Below are 17,497 nucleotides of genomic sequence, written 5' to 3'. Positions count from 1 at the left end.
CGAGCGGGCTGTCGAGCGTATGATCCAGGCCGGTGCAGTTCCGACTACCGCCCAACACTTTGTCTATGAACTGCAGCAGGATTGGGCACGTCAGGAAACTTACCAGGGTGTGATGGACATCATGAAGGAGCATGCCGCCTTCGGCATCCAAATCGCCTACGCGAAGTGGGCACTCGGCCCGGAAATCAAGCACTCGTGAGCTGATCCTGATCGCTCGACGTGCCGGTTCCCGTGAGCCGGAAGCATAAGTCGGCGAACGCCGATAGCTATGACCAAAGTCACTCGGCCAGCCGAAAGAGCCAGCCGGGTGAGTTTGGTCTCATGATGCGATCGCCGCCAGAACGGTTTCCATGGCGAACTTCGCGCCCGGAACCAGTTTGCTCATGCAGAAGAACTCGTGGCCAAGACCTTCGATGTTGAGCGCATTCACAGGCACTCCGGCTCCCCGCAAACTCGCCGCAAGAGCCTGTCCCTCGCTGCGCAAGGGATCCAGATTGGCGGTGATAAGGAGAGTCGGCGGCAAACCGGCTAGATCATCTCGGTCAGCCAAGCTGATACGCGGATCATTGGTTGCTCCCGGACCGGCGAAAGCGTGCCGAAAGAACCAGGCCATTGCGCGCTTGCCTAAAGGCGCACTATCGGCATTTTCCCGATATGACAGGGTATCCATGTTGTGGCCTGCGACCGGATAGAGCAGGATCTGGCAAGCAGGGGGATCAACCCTTACGACCACAGCCCGGATCGCGACATTGGCGGCGAGATTGCCGCCGGCGCTCTCACCCATCACCACAATCCGAGTCTTGTCTCCGCCAAGGCTTTCGACTTGGTCAAGCAGCCAGAGATACGCTGCCCATGCATCATCATGAGCGGCGGGAATGGGATGCTCTGGCGCCTTGCGGTAGTCGACCGAGACAACGATTGCTTCGCCATTGAGTGCCAGTCTCCTCGTGGTCAGGTCGGAAGTCCGCACGCTACCAATGACGAAGCCACCGCTATGGAAATAGAGAATGATCGGTAGGGCGGTTCTAGCGAGTTTTGGCCTGTAGATGGTGATAGGGATCGATCCATTTGGCGAGGAAATCACGCCGTCTTGCGCATCGACCTCGAGCTCTGCGGTCCGGTCAAAGCCGCGCTTGAGTTCGAGCGCATTTGCCGCGTCGGCCGGTCCTGGCTGGGCGCGGGCCTCTTCCACAGTGAGTTCCGCAAGTGGGCGCGCGCCGAGCCGTTTGAGTTCGGCGAGCACCTCCCGCATGTCCGGATCAAGCCTAGCGCTCGGAGGGGTTGTCTCCTCATGAGAAATAGTCATCGCTCTTTCCTACGATCTTGCGGTTGCTCGCTATGCTTTCGCCTTTATCCGGCTGGATCATGGCACTAGCATCGCGGCACCTCCATGCCGCCCCGGCAGCATGGGCGTTCAGAATTAGTAATTTCAAACTGCATTTTTGCAGATGTTATTCCGCAGAAGTGCCGATGGAGCTGACTGTGCGGCTGGCGTATCGCTTATGAAGGCGGCCCATCCTCCAGTCCGGCCGTTGGAGATTTCCGCTACCGAACTGGGTCAGCCGACCATGCCAGAAAACGGATGAACCCATGAGCGATACACCCACCACTACTGATCCGATCCTCTCGGCAACCCCTGAGGTGCTGGTGCGAGCCGCGGCCGATGGATCGCTCGCGGTACACTGGTACGACCTGACCTGTCCGTTCTGCTATCTGGGCCAGGCGCGCACGCGTTTCCTGCAGGAGCGCGGCCTGAAGGTGGCGGAGCTTCCCTTTCAGGCCCATCCCGATATCCCTGCTGCGGGCATCCATATCGGCCCGCGCTCCGGCCCCATGTACGCGAAAATCGAGAGCGATGCTGCCGCAATCGGTCTGCCGCTGAACTGGCCGCCGCGCCTACCCAATTCTCGCATTGCGCTGGCCGCCGCCGAGTGGGTTCGCAGAAACAAGATACAGTCGTTCGAGCGCGTGCAGGCTAGGCTGTTCCGAGCGCATTTTGCCGATGGGTTGGACATTGGCAACCTTGAAGTCGTGCTGCGCTGCGTTGTAGATATCCTCGATGACACAGAGCCGCTGAGAAATAGTCTTGCAGGCGGCGAGGCGCTCGAATGGGTCAATGAAGGTGAGCATCTCGGACACCAGATGGGGGTTGCGGCAACACCCAGCTGGCTGATCGCCGGCAAAATGATCAGCGGCTTCGTGCCAGAGAACGAATTTGAACGCCTGATCCGTCTCACCGAGGGGATGAGGTGATCGCGACTATTTCAAACGGGTATTGAAGATAACTAGGAAACAATCATGACCGACAAGCAGATGGCGGCCCAGATGGCCGGAAAGCCGGGTTTCGTTGCAGCGCTGGACCAAAGTGGCGGATCGACGCCAGAAGCACTGCGCCTTTATGGCATCCCGGACACCGCCTACAACGGCGATGCCGAAATGTTCGACCTGATCCACGAGATGCGCGTGCGCATCATGACCGCTCCAGCCTTTTCCGGCGACAAGGTCATCGCCGCTATCCTGTTTGAACGGACCATGGATAGCGAGATCAGCGGCAAACCGATCCCATCCTATCTCTGGGAAGATCGCGGCATCATTCCGCTGCTCAAGGTCGACGCCGGTCGCGAATCGGAAAGCGATGGGGTTCAGCTCATGAAACCAATGCCCAAGCTCGATCCTCTGCTTGAGCGGGCGGTGAAGAAGGGCATTCATGGCACCAAGATGCGGTCGGTAGTCAGGCTGCCTTCGGCCAGCGGGATCGCCGCGATCGTGGCGCAGCAGTTTGAAGTCGCCAAGCATATCGCGGGATACGGCCTGACGCCGATCATCGAGCCGGAAGTGCTGATCAGCAGCCCTGACAAGGCCGGCGCGGAAGCAATTCTGCGCGATGAGATCAGCAAGGGGCTCGAGGCCCTGCCAGACGGCGTAAAGGTGATGCTGAAGCTTACCATTCCGACTGTCGCCGATCTCTACAAGCCGCTTGTCGAGCATCGGAATGTGGCACGCGTGCTTGCGCTTTCGGGGGGCTACACGCGCACTGACGCCTGCGAGCGGCTCAAACACAATAAGGGCGTGATCGCCAGCTTCTCGCGGGCGCTGATCGAGGAACTTCGCGTTTCCACGACTGACACCGAGCTAAATGAAGCCCTTTCCCGCGCCATCAATGAGAGCTACGAGGCAAGTGTCCACAAGGCCTGAAGATTGCGCTCTTTGACCAAGTTGGAAGGCGTGTCCCTGCGGCGCGCCTTTCGTTGCCCGGCAAGGCACTTATTTCTTCGCAGGATCGTCCGCCGCGCTGACATATTGGGTGTCGGTCGGACCCTGGCCGCTGATATAGACAACCGACGGCGCATCGCCGGTGAATGCAAAGTGGGCGATGCCGGCGGGTTCCGTGTAAAAGCCGCCAGGCCCAAGTGTGGCCGTCTTCTCCTCGGCAGCCTTTTCGCCATAACCAAAGTGCCACTCGCCGGAAACGACAAGTGCTGTACGATTGTCGCGGTGAGTATGCGCGGCGATGCGCGTATGTGCCGGGACGCGGATTTCAATCGTGTAGGGGCCTGGCGCATTGGGATCGCCGGAGAGAACCGTGGTCTGCACGCCATTTAGCCCCGATGTGCCGGCTCCACCCTGCTTCTTCGCCAGCGCGTCAACTTGCGCCACTGTCAGGCGTGTCTCCGGCAGCGCCTCGGAAGCCACCTTGTTCTGCAGGAATGTACGAATAGCCGCGATGGTCGGTGCCGGCTGCTCTTCTATGAGCCAGTGGCCCGAATTCGCAATCACAACCTGGTGCACATCGTCGGCGGCAAACCGCATGATGAATGCCATGGTGTCCCCGAACGAATGATCGCCGCCGATGGCCAGAACCGGCATCTGCAGGCGCCCTTTCGCAACGAACGCGCGGTTGTCGATCGCATCCTGATCAAAAGCGGCGAATTGCGAAAAGCCCGCATGCATGCGACCGGGCTTTGCGTAGAGCTCAGCGTAGTGATTGCGCGCTTCCTCCGAAAAGTGCGCAGGATCGGCTGAGAAATCGTTCCAGAAGCGGTCGAGATAGATGCGCTCGCGGCCGGCCACGAGACGCTCCATGTCAGGCCCACCGAAATGGAAATGCCAGAGTATCGGGGTCTTCAAGATTTCGTCCCATGGGCCGACCCCAGGTACCGGCGCATCCATCATGACCAGGCGCGTTGTGCGGTCGGGATGGGATTCGGCAAAGGCGAAGGCAACCATATTGCCGATGTCGTGGCCAACCACGTCCGCCTGCTCGACATGCAGCTTGTCCAAAACGCCGGCGACGTCCTCTGCCTCGTTCTTCTTGGTGAAACCTTCCGTTGCAACGGCGGACAGACCCATGCCTCGCAGATCAGGTGCGATGACGGTGTGATCTTTCATCAACTCGGCTGCCAGCGGTGCCCACATGTCACCCGTCTCGCCATATCCGTGCAAGAGGATAACCGCGGGGCCGGAGCCGCCGATACGGACGTGGATCGTTGTGCCGTTGGTGGCGACTTCCTCGGCGCGAAATGTGGTCGGGTAGATGAACTCCGATGTTTGCGCAGCCGCCGAAGTGGAAATCGCCGCAGCGGCGAACACTGCGATAAAAACTGCTCGTGAGCGCATTTTGCTCTCCTGTTTTAAGCAACCATTCGTCTTTTAAATTCGTCGCGCTAGGTTCGTGACGATACGAGAGGCACTCCTCACACAGACGCCCAGAATTTGCTGAGTTCATCGCGGATGAACTGCGGCTTCTCCTCAAAAACCCAGTGGCCGCAGTCCTCGATGACACCACCTCTGGCAGAGTTTGCGATTGCTTTTGCACTGTCGATGCAGTGGCTTCCGAAGGAGCTGCTGCCGCCCCAAGCCAACATCGGAACCCGTCAGTTTCTGCTTGGCCAGTTCGCCCGTCTGCGCGGCCATTTGGGGGATGTAGCCATAGTGGTTCAGGCTTGCGCGCAAATTGCCGGGCTGGCGCATCTGACGTACATATTGCTGCACTTCGGCCTCCGGTACGGCCGTGGGATTGTAGGCGAAATCGCGGAAGAAATGCCGGAGATATTGCTCTTCGCGTCCTTCGACCAGCATACGGGTCACGTCCATATTCATGTGCATGCTGAGGTGCCAATAGGGCACGCGGGGATCGACATAGCCGGGAAAACTCAAGCCGAAGAAGGGCGTTTCAATCGTCGAGAGCGACATCGCGCGGTCTGAGGCCAGATAGGCAAGGGCAACGGAGGGCGGACCTCCGAGATCGTGGCTCAATATGTGGAACTTCCGGACCCCTTCCGCATCCATCAGGGCGATCATATCCTGCGCGATCGTCTTGGGTTCGTAACCACTGAAAGGCTTGTCGCTATCGGCATAGCCGCGCAGGTCGGGCGCAATGAAGGAATACCGGTCGGAAAAGGGTTCCATGATCGGAAGGAACTCTCGATGGTTCTGAGGCCAGCCGTGCATGCACAGGACGACAGGGCCTTTTCCGACCGTCACATAGTGCAGTCTGACACCATTCACCGTTGCTCGCTTGTGGACGAGATCGACCTTGTCTGCTGGCATGGGGGCTTGCGGTGCTGCGGTATTTTCGGCGGTTTCAGCCGCATGTGCCGATGGCGCTTGCAGTCCCATCGCAGCCGCCATCGTGCCGGCGCCCAAAAGTACGTTCCTGCGCGTGGTGCCGTCCGTTGAGGTTTCGCTTCTCTGGTCGCTCATTGTCGTGTTCCCGGTTAAAAAGGCAGGCACTCCGCCTGCCGGTTGGCAGGATCTCCGATCGCGCTGTTGTCAATGATCGCGATCGGCCCGATACATGCTCGCATGCGGGAGCGATGCGATGCCGAGATCCCGACAATCGCTTGCACGTGTACAGACTTCGAAAACAGAGCCCCGCGCGCTCTTTCAAATTCATCGGCAGCGCTCATTTCAGAGATTTTCAGCTGCCTACCAAACCAAATCACGGCGACGACAGGTCACCGCCATGCGTGCACATCGTTCAACGCAAATGCACAATATTAGCCGGCAAAATGTAGCATATTAAAAAACTGTAGCGCCTAACAAAGGTTATGTCTCTAACGTAGAAGTAGAATTGACGCCCTAGCTCTAGTAAATATAGCGGGTAATCTGATGGATTGGACGCCCTACTTGGCGATGGCGCAGCGAACCTATCCGGCTCCGAACACAATAAGACCAACCCGACTACTCCGTTTTTTCCGTGTTAAACTCAGCTCTCTGAGCCCCAACAATCTGTCCGAAAGGAATAAGCGGCTTATTGGACGGAATTGCCCGGCCAAGTACAAAATTGCTCATTTCAAACTCGAGGCCTTAGTATGCCCTGTCAGATAATTCGGCGAACATCTTATCCCTTGAGATCAACCGGGTCCGGTAGGCAGCGCGTCAATTTGGATGGTGACGGCAGTATTTCAGGAGGATATAGCCTCATATGAAAGCTATCCGTCGCCAGAAGATTGCCTTTCGATGAGATGCTCAATTGGCATCCGGCACGCGCGGTAAAGCTGGCGACCGGACCGCTCCGTTCTTGATGGGGCCGGCAGCGATGGAATGCACGAGACAAGCGAGACAAGGGGGCCATTGTGAAAATTGATCGGACTGTCGTCAGGTCGCTGGCCTTGTTCGACAAGATGGCCGACGCTGATCTCGATCGGCTGTTGAGCCACGCAACGTCGCGACGTATCCCCCAGGGCGAAGCCGTGTTCGAACAGGGCCAGGAAGCCACGAGCTTTTTCCTGCTTCTGCACGGGCGGCTGAAGGTTACGCAGGTGACTGAGGACGGACAGCAGATCATCGTACGCATCGTGCATCCGGGCGATCTCTTCGGTTTTGCGAAAGCGCTCCGGCGCTCGGACTATCCTGGAACGGCCATCGCTGCCGCCGAAAGCGTCGCCTTGTCTTGGCCGACGGAGATCTGGCCGGATTTTGTCGAGCAGAATCCGCGTCTTGCGGTCACCACCATGCAGACGATCGGCCAGAGGCTCGAAGAGGCACACACGCGTATCCGGGAAATGTCGACGCAGGAAGTCGAACGCCGTGTCGCTCATGTTGTCTGGCGACTTTGCCAGCAGGCCGGCAAGCGCGAGCCAAACGGTATTCGTATCGATTTTCAGATTTCACGCCAGGATATCGCCGAGATGACCGGAACCACGCTCTTTACGGTCTCCCGGATATTAAGCGCCTGGGAAGCGAGGGGACTGGTGGAAGGCGGCCGGCAAAAGCTCCTTGTCCGTGATCCGGAGGGCCTTTCGCAACTTGCCGAAGGGGCCAAGGAGTAGGGCTGCAGCCGTCGAGCAGCGGTATCCATCGGATACTGGCGCAGACCATGGTGTCATCCGGTACCGACGCGGATCAATGCACCCGCTTCCACTTGGCGACATCATCCGACGTGATCCAGACGCGACCGTCCGATTTCACATCGCCGCGGTCGTATTTCTCGCTGGCGATGTTACTGAAGATCTGGATGTGTTGCTGCAATCGGCTTTCATCGCAGCGTGGCGGAGCCTCTATATCAAGAATAGCCTGTTTCGTTACGAGGACGAATTGGTTTACCATGCCGCTGTCCATGATGAGCATTGCATCGTTACCGGACGACCTCAGCATCCCGCTAATTAATCTCAAAGGCATTTGATCCTCCTGTCGGCCCTGAGAGCTCGCTTTATGCATCTCCGCGAGGAGCGAGATGACGGCTTGGCAGCTCTCGGGGATCATCATGCCGCTCGTGGGAGATGATGACTTTGAGCAATGTCAATCAAGCGCACGAAAAAGGGGCATGCGTGAGCCGGCGGTGAGCCGCGATGTCCGCCGCGACCCAAATGCCTATCTATCAACCGGTCGTCGCGGCAGGATGCTGTTATTCCGTCAGAGCCTTCATTGGGCGGAGCCCATCTCAGCGTTGCGTGTTCGGCCGATCCACGCGGCACCGGCTAGCTGGTGATGAAAGCCATTCGAAAGCGGGACAGCAGGGTAAATTCGACGCAACATCTCTGCGGCTTCGTCTGCTCCGATCTGTCCCGAGATCAGGTTCCGGAATAGGCGTGCAACCGAAACCATATCGCAGGTTTGCGGCGAAAGCCGCAGCGAGCTTACACCAAGCGTCGCGAGCTGGTTGCGATCCGGCAGGATTGCCTGACATGTGAATGACATCGTTTGAACGCCATTCAAGGCGAGAAAAGGCTTCTTGGATAATGTGCTGACCACCAGACCGTCAGGGTCCTGGCCGCAGACGAATTGGCAATTGTCCTTTATCTTTCCCTTTGATCTTGCATGTGCGCACCGGGCTGATATCGCGAGCGGCAGTCGACCGAAGGCGAACAGTTCGTATTGGATATCCCGGCATTCCCGTGTGATGACCTCAATGGAGGTCGCGGGCAGCTCCGGCGGCAGGCAGATCGTCGTCGCACCGTTTTGGGCAAGGAACTTGGCGGTCGACGCATTGTAGACGTTCACGAGTGGTCCGACAGCGTGGGGTCGGCCGCTCAGAAGATGAAGGGCCGACAGGTCATTCGCTTCGACGGTATAACTTGTGCTGCTCGCGACATCCTTTTGATACTGCAACTCCCGTTCCAAGGTCACCATTGCCAGGGTCGACAAGCGCACGAGCTTCCCTGACGCTTCGAGCCTTTCGATGACCTCTCCAATAACTGCCTCTGTAAAGTGCAACCTTTTGGAACAGACGGTTTCGCCCAGAACAACGATGTCCACGGGAGCTTCGTCGGCGATGCGGAAGTAAAAGTCTCGCCAGCGCTCCTCATCCCAAAGATAAAGCACGGGTCCGAGGGTCAGTCCTATTGCGGCGTTCGGCATCGTCTCATCTCCACCGCTTTTCGTAGGCACCATGGGTGGTTTGTTGACCCTCGCTGAGGACGCGTAATCGGGCGAGAAGACGCATGCGTTCGGGCGGAGTCGCATCCATGGCCGCTCTAAGCGTGGCCACCACCTCTGCGACATAGGCCTTTCCGCGCTGACGCCCCTCGATCTTCAAGGCTGAAACACCCGCCGCCTTCAGGACCTCCAGCTGATCCATAACATCGAGCGAGACGGGGTCCTCGAAGGCATATCCCTCGGCGTCGCCCACGGCGAAACGACCTTTGCAAAGTGTTGGATATCCAGCCGCCTCGCCGGCGCGGAAACGGTTGACCGTAAACCCGCCCAGTTCAGACAATAGGTTCGGCCCATCTTGCCGATAGGTCACATGGCTGGCGGGGGAGCATACTCCATTCATGTTTGGGGATTTGCCAGTCGCATAGGATGAAAGTGAGCATCGGCCTTCAGCCATGACACATAGTCCTCCGAACACGAAAATTTCGACCTCGCAATTGATGTTCGGAGTGAGCCTGGCGATATCCGCGATCGTCAGCGTTCGCGGGAGCACGACGCGAGCCGCGCGAAATGTCTCCACCAGAAATGAAATTGCATCCGCGTTGGAAGCGGATGCCTGCACCGAAACATGCAGTCGCTGCTGGGGATGCTTTTCGGCTGTATAAGCCATCAGACCGAAATCGGCGAGGATCAGCGCGTCGGCGCCAAGTCTTGCGGCATCGTCGGCGGCGGTATGCCACAAGTGCTCGCGACCGGCCGTCATGAAAGTATTCAGCGCGACGAATGTTCGGACGTTTTTGGAACGCGCGTACCGGATTGCCTGGCCCAATTCCTCGCGTGTGAAATTCAGACCCGGAAAGTTGCGGGCGTTGGTCTCGTCGCGGAACCCGCAATAGACGGCGTCGGCACCAGCGTCGACTGCTTCACGGAAAGCGGCAGGTGTGCCTGCGGGGCATATCAATTCCACGCTAAGCCCTCCGCCCTGAGAGCATGCTTGCGCAGAAACACAATCGCCACTTTTGCGGCAGATTGCAGTGGGCCGGCGGCGTTGGCGAAATCCTCCGCAAGATCGATATTGTTGTCGTCGAGCGCGTTTCGGAGAGCGAGCACCGCCTCCATGTTGCCGGTAACTGTCAGTCTTCGTGAGAAAAAGAGCGCGTCTCCATCCACACGACCTTCGGCAAGTGCGAGCAAGAGGAAGAACGGTCCCTCGATCGTGGCATCGGCAGTCAAGCGGGCGCCGCGCCTGTACGTTTGGATCGCCTTTTTTGCTGGGCAAATGAGAAATGCGAACGGCAGTTCGTTCGGTATGAAGGCAAAGCGGCTTGTTTCGAAGCAACCCAATCGATCGAAGAGAGCCGGGTGTTTTGTCAGAAATTGATCGAAAAGCAGCGTCGCCACCCGCTGAGCGATCGGCAGCGGAACAGCCCTTATGGCTCCGGAAAGTTTTGGTCGTATAAGCATCTGTGCCTCGTTCGTCGTGACGCGGCATCGTAGGATGCGTGGAGTTCCCGCTGTTTGCTTTGCAGCAAAGACAGACGCCTATTTTTTCCCGATTGCATCGCCTATGAAATCGGACAAACAGCGACAGACCACATTTGTTGATCTCCAGAGTTTTTTGCACGAACTCGAGCGTCGGCGGCTTCTCCTGCGGGTGAGAGAGCCCGTTTCACTCGTGCATGAAGTCTCGGCCCTGCATCAAAAAGCCATCAGAGAACAGGGGCCGGCATTGCTCTTCGAAGCGCCGGTGAATGCGGAAGGCAAAACCGTTGACATGCCGGTGCTCGTCAACCTTTTCGGGACACGGGAAAGGATTGAACTCGGCTTGGGTATCAATCCGGGCGAACTTCCTCTGCTTGCGCTGAAGCTGGCGGAACTCCATCGTCCAACCCCTCCGCGGTCGTTGCGCGAGGCTTGGAGCAAACTTCCTCTTATGAGGGCGGCCATGTCCGCACGTCCGAAACGATGCGCGAAATCCTCAGCGCAGGCTATCGTCTTTCGGGGACCTGACGTGGATCTCTCAAGACTCCCAATTCAATGGTGCTGGCCCGGAGAACCCGCTCCGCTGGTCACTTGGCCTCTGGTGATCACAAGGAGCCCGGACGATCCGTCGGACATTAACGTGGGGATCTACCGCATGCAGGTCCGCGACAATCAATCGCTCATCGTTCGCTGGCTTGCACATAGGGGAGGAGCAAAGCATCACCGTGAATGGCGCAGAAAGGGCCTGGACATGCCGATTGTGATCGCGATCGGCGCCGACCCTGCCACGTTGCTTGCCGGCGTGATGCCGCTGCCCGAGGGCGTGAGCGAACTCAATTTCGCCGGCTTGCTGCGATCGGCTAGGACGGAGGTAGCACCTGCGATGACACTTCCCATGCCAGTGCCGGCGAACGCGGAAATCATACTTGAGGGCATGGTCTCAGCCGAAACGACGGATCTCGAGGGACCTTACGGAGACCACACGGGCTACTATAATGCGGTCGAGCCGTTTCCCGTCGTCCATCTATCCGCCATCACGACCCGCCGTTCACCCGTCTATCTGTCGACTTACACGGGTCGCCCGCCGGACGAGCCTTCGCGCCTGGGCGATGCGATGGCGGAGCTTTTCGTGCCGATTGTGAAAAAGCAGTTTCCTGAAATATGTGATCTCTGGCTGCCGCCTGAGGCGTGTTCGTATCGAACGATCGTTGTCTCGATCGAAAAAAGATATCCCGGCCAAGCCAAGCGGGTAATGATTGGGCTTTGGTCGATGTTGCCCCAGTTCAACTACACCAAGCTGATCATTGTCGTAGATCCGGACATCGATGTGCGCAATTGGCAGGATATCGCCTGGGCCTTGTCGACCAGGTTCGATGCCGGCCGCGATCTCCTACTCATCGAGGACACCCCGATCGACTATTTGGACTTCGCTTCGCCGAAGTCGGGCCTCGGTGCCAAGATGGGATGCGATGCTACCAACAAGATCGGTTCCGAGACAGATCGTGAATGGGGAAAGCCCCTGTCGATGTCTGCGGCTGCTTCGGCTCGTGCGGACGAGATATGGGAAAGGATAAAGCATGACCTTCGCTGACAGGCCATTTCGTGTTGTCGTCGCAATCACCGGCGCGTCGGGTGCGGTCCTCGGAGAGACGATCGTGAAAAAGTTGATGATGGTTGGGGCCGAGGTGCATCTGGTGGTCTCCGAGGCCGGCCAACGCACTCTGGCTCATGAGATCGGTAGCGATGCCTATGGCAGGCTGCTGCTCGCCGCCACCAAGGCCTATGACCCGGACGATATAGGTTCCGCCATCGCCAGTGGCTCGTTCCGAGTGGACGGCATGATCATTGCCCCGTGTTCGATGAAGACATTGGCGGCAATCGCCTGTGGTGTGTCCGACAACCTCATCATTCGCGCCGCCGACGTGCAATTGAAAGAGCGTCGCAGGCTTATCCTGCTTGCGCGGGAAACCCCGCTGCATCTCGGACATCTGCGCAACATGACGAGCGTTACGGAAATGGGCGCCATCGTCATGCCACCGGTACCGGCCTTCTATCAAAGGCCTCTTTCGGTGGCGGATGTGGTCGACCACATCGCAAGCCGGGCGATCGACATGCTCGGTCTTCCCATGCCGGGGCTCGCGCGAAGCTGGGAGGGCGAACGCGGCTGGCTTGCTTTACATCCAGGTGGCGATGGGGTCGGCTCCGAATAGGAAGCTGTGTCCTCCTAGAAGTAGCCAGCCGGTGATGATGGCGGCCGCGAGGGCGCCGGCGAGGATGGGCACGTCTATTCCAAGCCCATGTCTGCGCAACACACCCGCAAAAGGAAAGATGGATGTGGAAGCGGCAACCTCAGCCCAAGACGTCCCCAGACGTTTTCGCGCTCGCTTTTCTGCCATCGGGATGCTGCCGAGCGAAAAAAGCGCAAACCCACCAAACAGGAGAAATGCGCGCAGGTCGCCATTCGCCACGAGATGACCGACGGCCCAAAAAGCAAAACCCCAGAGAACAGGATGGCGGGTGAGGAAAACGATGGCGCCTGGTCGGCCCGACGTCCGCAGCGACACCGACAATGGATTGCAGCTCAAGAGCCCGGCGACCACGAGGAATATTCCGATAGGAGCCAAGAGAATTGTTATTGCGGCGTGCCAGGGCTGGAAATCCCAGAGCGGGATATAGTCCAAAGCCAAGGCCGCACGAAATACCCAGATCAGGACCGCGGTCGACACCGTCGAATATAGAATGAAATAGGCAGGCCGCCCCGTCCGCGCAATGATCGCGGAGCGAATGGCCGGGATCGCCGGGACGGAGTGCAGCACCAGGAAAAGCGCGAACGCAAGCGCGAACTCGGTCAATTGAATTCTCCAAAATTGCGGGCTGGTTCTATACCGTTTGGCTGACGGAGGGGTTCACGCGAACCATTATACGGTAGACCGTTCCCGTGGAGTCGAAGTTGCCGACCCATTCATGGCCACGCGCCTTCACCTCGTTCAGGAGGAAAATTGGCTCGCCGCTCACGAGTGCAAATAGCACTTCGCCCGCTTTCATTGTCTCCAAGCGCGCTAGGATGCGTTCCATCGAGTCTGATGGTGCAAGATCGGTCAGGTCCATATTCCATATCGGTTCGGGCCATAGGTCCGTTTCGACAGTTGGCTGGCCTGTTTGCATTTCCGCTTCGGCTTCGGATTCCGGCGTGAAGATGATCTCCCAATCGTCCTCGGCGATTTGCCTGCTCACGTGGGAATAGCCACGCTGCCCGAGCTGATGAATGAGGGGTGTCGGTTCGAATATAGCGAGCAGCCGAAGGCCTTCCCTCGGTTTGAGCGATGTGACCGTTTCCATTATCAGGTTGAAGGGTGCGCCGCCGTCCCTCAGGAGCTCGCGGACGTCAAGTTCACGAAGCGGTATTATCATCGCTGCCTCTCCAAATTCGTCCTGGCGCTTTTTGTCGCCAGGAGCGATCATTATCGTTCATCCCGCGTGCTCAATGGCCGCCGCAGCTGCAATCGCAACCTGTCTCAAGACGTGAAATCTCGACCCTCCAGATCTGGGGACCCTGCTCTAGATAGTCCCAGGAGAATTTTCCGGGATAGCCTGCTTCCAATTGATAGTGCAGTGGGCGGGGATCGTGGTCGCTGGTGATGCGCAGGAGCCCGCCGGGGGCAAGGGCGTCGAGGGTGCTGAAGATATGATGGTGCCTTTCGGCGGGCGCGATCGTGCGCACGTCAATGAGAGGAATTTCCGCTTCGATGAGCGTTGCTTCAGTCATGGAATTTTGTCCTTCGGCCGCGCAATTCAAAGAACCTGGCGGCTGCGGCCGCGGCGCGCCAGATAAGCAACCATAGTCGTGAGGCGGCGGGGTGACTTTGATTGCCAGCAAATAACCTCCATGCTGGTGCCGGTTTCAGCCGGCCGTCATTGATTTAGCGCAAGGACAGATCTCGCTCCTGGCGCCAAATGCCCTTCAGCCCCTTTGAAGGAACCAATCATGTCCAATCATTTGGTCGCGAAATACGGTGAAGCACGGTTGCCGCGCTACACCAGTTACCCGACGGCACCTGCTTTCTCTTCCGCGATAGGGCCGGACGCATATGCGCAAGCACTGGCGAACCTCGAGCAGGATCAGCCTGTTTCGCTGTATCTCCACATTCCGTACTGTAGGTCCATGTGCTGGTATTGCGGTTGTCATACGAGCATCATGAGGCAGGATCGCCCGATCCTCGAATATCTCGATGTCTTGCACCAGGAGATCGAATTGGTCGCGTTTGCTGCGCACAAGCCGATCATGGTCAAGAATGTGCATTTCGGCGGCGGGACCCCGACAATCGTCAGACCGGACGAGTTTCGGGCCTTGATCAAGAAGCTCAGGAGCGCGTTTGATTTCCAATCCGATTGCAGCATTGCGATCGAGATCGATCCCCGCACGCTGTCGGCCGAAATGGTAGAGGCGCTCGGTGAAAGCGGCGTCGATCGGGCAAGCCTCGGCGTCCAGAGCTTCGATCCGGTGGTCCAGGCGGCAATCAACCGCAAGCAATCCGTCGAACAGACGAGTGCGGCCGTATCGCTGTTGCGAGCCTCAGGCGTTTCCAGCATCAATTTCGACCTGATCTACGGACTGCCGCATCAGACGGTTCAATCGTGCATCGATACCGTGAATGCTTCGATAGAAATGCGCCCCGAGCGATTTGCGGTGTTTGGTTATGCGCATATCCCGGCCTTCAAGAAGCATCAGCGGTTGATCGATGACGCGACGCTCCCTGGCGCCGAGGAGAGAAATGCGCAGGCGGAGGCCATCGCTTCGGCGCTGGTTGCGGCAGGCTATGTCCGGATAGGCCTCGACCATTTCGCTTTGCCCGACGACACGCTTTCGATCGCCGGTTCCAAGGGGGAGGTGCGGCGAAATTTCCAGGGATATACGACGGACACCTGCGAGACATTGATTGGGCTCGGAGCCTCCGCCATAGGCAAGTTACCCATGGGATATGTCCAGAACGAGGTCGCGCTCGGCACTTATGCCGATCGTGTGGCGTCCGGCGTACTTGCGACCGCGAAGGGGTATCGCCTCACCGACGAAGACCGGCTGCGTGCACGCATCATCGAGCGCCTCATGTGCGATTTCTCGGTCGACTTGAATGGTATCACCGACAATTCCGGCTTTGACGCCGACTATTTGCTGAGAGGCAATGAGAGGCTCAAGGATCTCGAAGCCGACGGTGTGATTGAGATTGGTGGCGGTAAGCTTGCCGTGCGCCAGGAATCGCGTTTCATGATCAGAGCCGTTGCCGCGGCCTTCGACGCTTATCTCGGCATGTCCGGACGAACACATAGCAAGGCGGCCTGAAAGGGCCCGACCGGGCCTTAATTCCGGGAGGTCCGCAACATAAAAAGGGTGACCGGGCCTTCGGCCAGGTCACCCCAGGTCACCATTGGTTGTTATCACATTATTGGGTGACCTGCATGAGATCTGTATCGAGGCGCTTTCGCGCCAGGTTTGGAATCTTGGCAGTCTTGATCGCTTCGAGATTTGCCGGATGGTCCCCGACCTGGATCAGCGCAACCATCCCCATACCCGCGTGAGGCGTGCATTTCACGACATAGGCGCCGGGTACATCGAACTTGACCTGATATTGCTCGCTTGCTTTGGACTTGAATTCCGGTGCTCCGGCAGGAATGAGTTCCTTGAACGTTTCGACGTTGTGGGTCTTGTCGGTCGGAATGAAGGTGATGGTATCGCCGAGTGCGATCTTGACGAATCCCGGTTCGAACACCATTGCGCCATCCGCACCCTTGTTGAGCATCTGGATCTGGTGATCTGCCGCCAAAAGTGGCATTGCCGAAGCCATCAAAGCTGCGGTCGCAGCGATCAGACCGGTTTTGAAACGCATTCTCTTGTCTCCTACTTGCGATGGCCTGATTGGCCGTCGGAGACGTGGTACGTCGAAGCCGAACATTCTTCTTTGACGTCCGTCAAATTGCCGGCAGGACGGAGCGAGTATCGCCGCTGCAGCTGGGGTCGCCGTTGCGAAGCGGCGGCACCGCCGTTTGGCGCAGAACGTCTCTGTTGTTGACATAGATCAAAGATTGGCGGTCGCGGCCATGACAACTGTCGTTCCATAGGCGGGAAAGGCGGTCACTGCGACATGGTCGTCTGCGCTGCGGGGACGACCACATGGATTATACCTTAGAAATCATGGTGCTGGCGGTTGGCGCGTTTTTCGCGCTTTTGGGGGCCGCTCTCGCCCACGACCAATTATTTGCCGCCCATATGTGGGTGCTGTTTTTCTGTCTGGTCGCGGGAACGATCCTGCTTTTGCGCAGGGTCGATTTCTCGCCGCGGCGCGCCGTCAGCGCCGCGAATACTTCGGCCTATTCCGACGGGGTTATCCGATATGGGCTGATTGCGACGGTCTTTTGGGGTGTCGTCGGCTTCCTCGTGGGCCTCGTGATCGCTCTCCAACTGGCCTTCCCGGATCTGAACATCGCGCCCTACCTGAACTTTGGTCGCCTTCGTCCTGTCCACACGTCCGCTGTCATCTTCGCGTTTGGCGGCAACGCGCTGATCATGACGTCCTTTTATGTGGTCCAGCGTACCTGCCGCGCTCGCCTGTTCGGCGGCAAGCTGGCCTGGTTCGTTTTCTGGGGATACCAGCTGTTCATCGTGATGGCGGCCACCGGCTACATACTTGGCATCACCCAGGCGCGCGAATATGCGGAGCCGGAATGGTATGTCGATGTGTGGCTGACACTCGTCTGGGTCGCATATCTTGCGGTGTTCCTCGGAACAATTCTGAAGCGCAAAGAGCCGCATATCTATGTGGCGAACTGGTTTTACCTTGGCTTCATCGTCACGATTGCGATGCTGCATGTCGTCAATAACCTGGCGGTGCCGGTCTCCTTCCTCGGCTCCAAGAGCTATTCGCTCTTCTCGGGCGTGCAGGATGCTCTCACCCAGTGGTGGTACGGTCACAACGCCGTCGGCTTTTTCCTCACCGCAGGCTTCCTGGGCATGATGTACTACTTCGTGCCGAAACAGGCCAACCGGCCGATTTATTCCTATCGGCTGTCTATCATTCACTTCTGGGCCCTGATCTTCATGTATATTTGGGCCGGTCCGCACCATCTGCATTATACGGCTCTGCCCGACTGGGCGCAGACGCTCGGAATGGTCTTCTCGATCATGCTCTGGATGCCCTCCTGGGGC

General features: G+C 58.2%; 18 protein-coding genes and 1 pseudogene. 8 read left to right on the top strand and 11 right to left on the bottom strand.

From position 1 onward, the window contains the following. Positions 1–199: pseudogene (locus tag PY649_RS34070) on the top strand (hydrolase); the annotation flags it as partial. Positions 200–319: 120 nt separating this feature from the next. Here PY649_RS34070 and PY649_RS34065 read toward each other — a convergent pair. Next, a complete protein-coding gene (locus tag PY649_RS34065; protein ID WP_285873433.1) occupies positions 320–1,306 on the bottom strand; it encodes an alpha/beta hydrolase in 987 nt (328 codons plus the stop codon). 284 nt (positions 1,307–1,590) lie between these two features. Here PY649_RS34065 and PY649_RS34060 point away from each other — a divergent pair, with 284 nt between their 5' ends. Beyond that, positions 1,591–2,253, top strand: coding sequence for a DsbA family oxidoreductase (locus PY649_RS34060; RefSeq protein WP_285873432.1), 663 nt, complete (start codon positions 1,591–1,593; stop codon positions 2,251–2,253). Between the two features lie 45 nt (positions 2,254–2,298). Next, positions 2,299–3,195, top strand: coding sequence for a fructose bisphosphate aldolase (locus PY649_RS34055; protein WP_285873431.1), 897 nt, complete (start codon positions 2,299–2,301; stop codon positions 3,193–3,195). A gap of 69 nt (positions 3,196–3,264) precedes the next feature. Here PY649_RS34055 and PY649_RS34050 read toward each other — a convergent pair whose 3' ends face one another. Both PY649_RS34050 and PY649_RS34045 read right to left on the bottom strand, forming a co-directional pair. After that, positions 3,265–4,617 (bottom strand): alpha/beta fold hydrolase, encoded by a 1,353-nt coding sequence (locus PY649_RS34050; RefSeq protein WP_285873430.1) that lies wholly within the window; start codon positions 4,615–4,617, stop codon positions 3,265–3,267. 132 nt (positions 4,618–4,749) lie between these two features. Next, the gene (locus PY649_RS34045) at positions 4,750–5,703 is read right to left on the bottom strand and encodes an alpha/beta hydrolase (protein ID WP_285873429.1); all 954 of its coding nucleotides are present in this window, start codon (positions 5,701–5,703) and stop codon (positions 4,750–4,752) included. A gap of 875 nt (positions 5,704–6,578) precedes the next feature. Between PY649_RS34045 and PY649_RS34040 the strand changes: the two genes are divergently transcribed. Then, on the top strand, positions 6,579–7,274 hold the full coding sequence (locus PY649_RS34040; protein WP_285873428.1) for a Crp/Fnr family transcriptional regulator: 696 nt from the start codon (positions 6,579–6,581) through the stop codon (positions 7,272–7,274). 73 nt (positions 7,275–7,347) lie between these two features. On the opposite strand, the gene PY649_RS34035 is transcribed toward PY649_RS34040, so the two are convergent. The 4 genes from PY649_RS34035 to ubiT form a co-directional block, all read right to left on the bottom strand. Continuing rightward, on the bottom strand, positions 7,348–7,707 hold the full coding sequence (locus PY649_RS34035; protein ID WP_349644462.1) for a hypothetical protein: 360 nt from the start codon (positions 7,705–7,707) through the stop codon (positions 7,348–7,350). 159 nt (positions 7,708–7,866) lie between these two features. Continuing rightward, positions 7,867–8,802: a ubiquinone anaerobic biosynthesis protein UbiV gene (gene ubiV / locus PY649_RS34030; RefSeq protein ID WP_285873436.1), complete on the bottom strand. Its 936-nt coding sequence runs from the start codon at positions 8,800–8,802 to the stop codon at positions 7,867–7,869. Positions 8,803–8,806: 4 nt separating this feature from the next. Then, on the bottom strand, positions 8,807–9,784 hold the full coding sequence (gene ubiU, locus PY649_RS34025; RefSeq protein ID WP_285873427.1) for a ubiquinone anaerobic biosynthesis protein UbiU: 978 nt from the start codon (positions 9,782–9,784) through the stop codon (positions 8,807–8,809). Further along, positions 9,775–10,281, bottom strand: coding sequence for a ubiquinone anaerobic biosynthesis accessory factor UbiT (gene ubiT, locus PY649_RS34020; RefSeq protein ID WP_285873426.1), 507 nt, complete (start codon positions 10,279–10,281; stop codon positions 9,775–9,777). The genes ubiU and ubiT overlap by 10 nt, the downstream gene beginning before the upstream one ends. A 103-nt stretch (positions 10,282–10,384) precedes the next feature. Between ubiT and PY649_RS34015 the strand changes: the two genes are divergently transcribed. Both PY649_RS34015 and PY649_RS34010 read left to right on the top strand, forming a co-directional pair. Then, positions 10,385–11,890 (top strand): UbiD family decarboxylase, encoded by a 1,506-nt coding sequence (locus PY649_RS34015; RefSeq protein WP_285873435.1) that lies wholly within the window; start codon positions 10,385–10,387, stop codon positions 11,888–11,890. Continuing rightward, positions 11,877–12,509 carry a UbiX family flavin prenyltransferase gene (locus tag PY649_RS34010; protein ID WP_285873424.1) on the top strand — a complete coding sequence of 211 codons (633 nt, stop codon included), beginning with the start codon at positions 11,877–11,879 and terminating at the stop codon, positions 12,507–12,509. The genes PY649_RS34015 and PY649_RS34010 overlap by 14 nt, the downstream gene beginning before the upstream one ends. On the opposite strand, the gene PY649_RS34005 is transcribed toward PY649_RS34010, so the two are convergent. The 3 genes from PY649_RS34005 to PY649_RS33995 all read right to left on the bottom strand — a co-directional run bounded on the left by PY649_RS34005 (position 12,474) and on the right by PY649_RS33995 (position 14,065). Further along, positions 12,474–13,151 carry an NnrU family protein gene (locus PY649_RS34005; protein ID WP_285873423.1) on the bottom strand — a complete coding sequence of 226 codons (678 nt, stop codon included), beginning with the start codon at positions 13,149–13,151 and terminating at the stop codon, positions 12,474–12,476. The genes PY649_RS34010 and PY649_RS34005 overlap by 36 nt on opposite strands. 28 nt (positions 13,152–13,179) lie before the next feature. Beyond that, on the bottom strand, positions 13,180–13,707 hold the full coding sequence (locus PY649_RS34000) for a DUF2249 domain-containing protein (protein ID WP_285873434.1): 528 nt from the start codon (positions 13,705–13,707) through the stop codon (positions 13,180–13,182). 73 nt (positions 13,708–13,780) lie between these two features. Continuing rightward, positions 13,781–14,065: a DUF2249 domain-containing protein gene (locus tag PY649_RS33995; RefSeq protein ID WP_285873422.1), complete on the bottom strand. Its 285-nt coding sequence runs from the start codon at positions 14,063–14,065 to the stop codon at positions 13,781–13,783. Positions 14,066–14,284: 219 nt separating this feature from the next. On the opposite strand from PY649_RS33995, the gene hemN reads away from it, so the two are divergent. After that, positions 14,285–15,637 (top strand): oxygen-independent coproporphyrinogen III oxidase, encoded by a 1,353-nt coding sequence (gene hemN, locus PY649_RS33990; protein WP_285873421.1) that lies wholly within the window; start codon positions 14,285–14,287, stop codon positions 15,635–15,637. Between the two features lie 100 nt (positions 15,638–15,737). On the opposite strand, the gene PY649_RS33985 is transcribed toward hemN, so the two are convergent. Further along, positions 15,738–16,181, bottom strand: a complete 444-nt coding sequence (locus PY649_RS33985; RefSeq protein ID WP_285873420.1) for a pseudoazurin — start codon at positions 16,179–16,181, stop codon at positions 15,738–15,740. Between the two features lie 284 nt (positions 16,182–16,465). Between PY649_RS33985 and PY649_RS33980 the strand changes: the two genes are divergently transcribed. Next, positions 16,466–17,497: cbb3-type cytochrome c oxidase subunit I (locus PY649_RS33980; RefSeq protein ID WP_285873418.1), on the top strand; the 1,032-nt coding region annotated here is incomplete at its 3' end.

The sequence above is a fragment of the Rhizobium mayense genome (genome assembly GCF_030272705.1).
GTDB lineage: Bacteria > Pseudomonadota > Alphaproteobacteria > Rhizobiales > Rhizobiaceae > Rhizobium > Rhizobium mayense.
The sequence above is the reverse complement of the archived record's forward strand: the minus strand, read 5'-3'. Positions and strand labels throughout refer to the sequence as shown.